A 2,448-nucleotide genomic window follows, 5' to 3' on the forward strand; every position below is an offset into this window, starting at 1 on the left:
ACGACGGTAGAGTAATCAGCCATAAGCACCATCCAGGATAGTGTCTTGTTGTCTGGCGCTATAATGGCTTCTTGGGCGCGATTTTGAATTCGGGGGTCGTCATCGAGCGGGTCGGGAAATTTGATGGGGACGACTGTTGCGTCGTCGCATTCCTCAAATACCTTCGTGCATTCCACGATAGTCGTGCCCTGGTGAATACGCTTGCCGTCGGCAAAGAGCAAGTGGTCATTGTCTCCCTCTCCTCCATTGAAGAACTGCCGAAACTCCGAACCGTCAACATTGAGGGTTGCTAGCTTCCCGCCACCATTTTCGTCTGAGTACCTCAGTACAAGTTTACCCGATTGCGTGAATGCAACTGATCGCGGATTGATGCCCTCTGGCAGTGGCAAGGTCGAGATTTTAACGGGCCCAATTCCACGTCGGGCACTGGCTCGCCGTCGGGCTTCAGCGGCTTTTTCTTGTCCTTTTTGTCTGGCTTCGGCGCCTTTATCTTTCCCGTTCTGGCGGGCTGCAGCGGCTTTTTCTTGTGCTTTCTGCCTGGCTTCCGCGCCTTTGTCTTGAGCTGAGATGGGGGTTGAAATTAGGGACGCTGTCAAGAGAGAAGCTGACAGCAGCAGTGCGCTATGTAGGGCTGGATGAACTTTCATTTTCACCTCCCGGGTGAATGAATTTTAATTTTATTTGATTATGTAGAAAGTACTTAGAGTTCATAGGTGCAAGTGCATTTACGTCAGGTAATACTGTACAGAAAGACGGGTTTCCTATTTTTTATGCATATCGTTAGCCTCCAGTTAGGTGATTGATGTGTATGATAAAGGGACTCTTCGAGATTACAGCTTGTTAATATTCTCGTTGTTATTCAGGGCTGAATGTTTGGTTAGTCCGCGTATTCATTTAGTAAGCATAATAATAGGGATACCCTTAGATTGGATTTGGAGGTGATCACCTCAGTCGATCCGCTTGCCTTTCTATTTTTATTCTTAAATTATTTTTCCGAATATATTCACTGCCTCATTATTCATTCAGGATGAGCGCGCTGATGAATACAGACCATTTTATCCAACAATTTTTTATGTTGTGTTTAATAGTGGCCTGAAAAAGATAGGGCTATATTCCATTAACATATGAAGACAACTGTTCTTCATACGAGAAACACTTCGTCAGTTTTCTAAAAAATATTTTCTGTGTCTTAAGGCTTAAGAGAAAATCATTTTCACTAATGATTTATCCTAGTATAGGTTTTATTGAATACAAGAATGGGAGTGTTAAGTGTCAGATGATAATTTTTTAATCAACGTTGCGCTGACTTCTGATAGGGGAATTTGTGATGATTTTTATTTGAAAATTGTCGTGCGTATTATTAAATATTTCCCCGAACATCCTTGTTCAGGGATTTCCTGGTACCGAATTTTATGACCCGATGATACCGCCGTCTTTACGTGTGATTACCAGTGTGCAGTCACGTGGGATCGTTGTTCCATCGTATGGCGCAGGAAAGTTAGTTGCTGATGGATTGCCGTCGCCTGGATGCTGTATGTTAACGAACGCAGTGCGTTGATCTGGCGTGATGGTAAAGCCCGTGATCTCATCACTGTTAACACCTACCAGTAAACGCTTGGGTTCTGGAGTGTCTTTTGTGGTATCGAATACGACCAGTTGATCTTGCAGGCCATCCGGTTGACCGCCGTCAGTACCGATGAATAGACGACCGTATGGATCGGCCCAGGCTGCATCAGGATCAGTGAAAACGCCTTCTGTGCCCCGTGTTGTTGAAGCAATCAAATAGATGTCCCAAACGAATGTGTTGCCCATGTGATCATCGGAGTCGAGAGTGCGGATGATGTGGCCATCGCTGTTGGGGGCTTCCGGATTCGCTGCAGTGGCTTCGGTCCGGCTGCTGTTGTTTGTACAGGTCCAGAATACTTCACCGCTGGTACCAATGGTGGTCCACTCAGGGCGATCCATCGGAGTCGCACCCAGAAGGTCGGCCGCAACCCGTGCGTAAATCAGCACTTCGGCTTGGGATGCAAAACGTGCCGACAATACAGGATTATCGATGGTCAGCTCCAGCCACTCACCCGTGCCGTCATCATTGAATTTAGCGACAAAAAGCTGCCCGTTATCCAAAGGACTTTCGCCATCAGAGATCGCCGTTTTCCAGGCTTTATCGGAGACATATTTGTAGCAGTAATCAAAGACTTGATCGTCACCCATGTAAGCCGCAATACGTCCATTTCGGCTTTCCGCTATGGCTATCGCTTCGTGCTTAAAGCGACCTAGTGCAGTACGTTTGACTGGCTGTTGTGTGCCATCGAAAGGGTCGATCTCAACAATCCAGCCAAAACGATGTTGTTCGTTAACATAGTCTTCGTCAGTCAAATCGAAACGTTTATCGAACAGATGCCAGCCGTAACCAAAACCTGAATCAGAGAAACCGTAGCGCTCTTG

The 2,448-nt window shown here is 46.4% G+C and carries 2 protein-coding genes; both read right to left on the reverse strand.

What is annotated here, in order from left to right; translation table 11 throughout:
• On the reverse strand, nucleotides 1-647 hold a 647-nt coding region (locus ACTG33_RS16985; RefSeq protein WP_439136439.1), incomplete at its 3' end, for a hypothetical protein.
• 763 nt (nucleotides 648-1,410) lie between these two features.
• A partial coding sequence (locus ACTG33_RS16990; protein WP_439136441.1) for a PhoX family protein occupies nucleotides 1,411-2,448 on the reverse strand: 1,038 nt, incomplete at its 5' end.

This window comes from Pseudomaricurvus sp. (assembly GCF_965662505.1).
Lineage (GTDB): Bacteria > Pseudomonadota > Gammaproteobacteria > Pseudomonadales > Cellvibrionaceae > Pseudomaricurvus.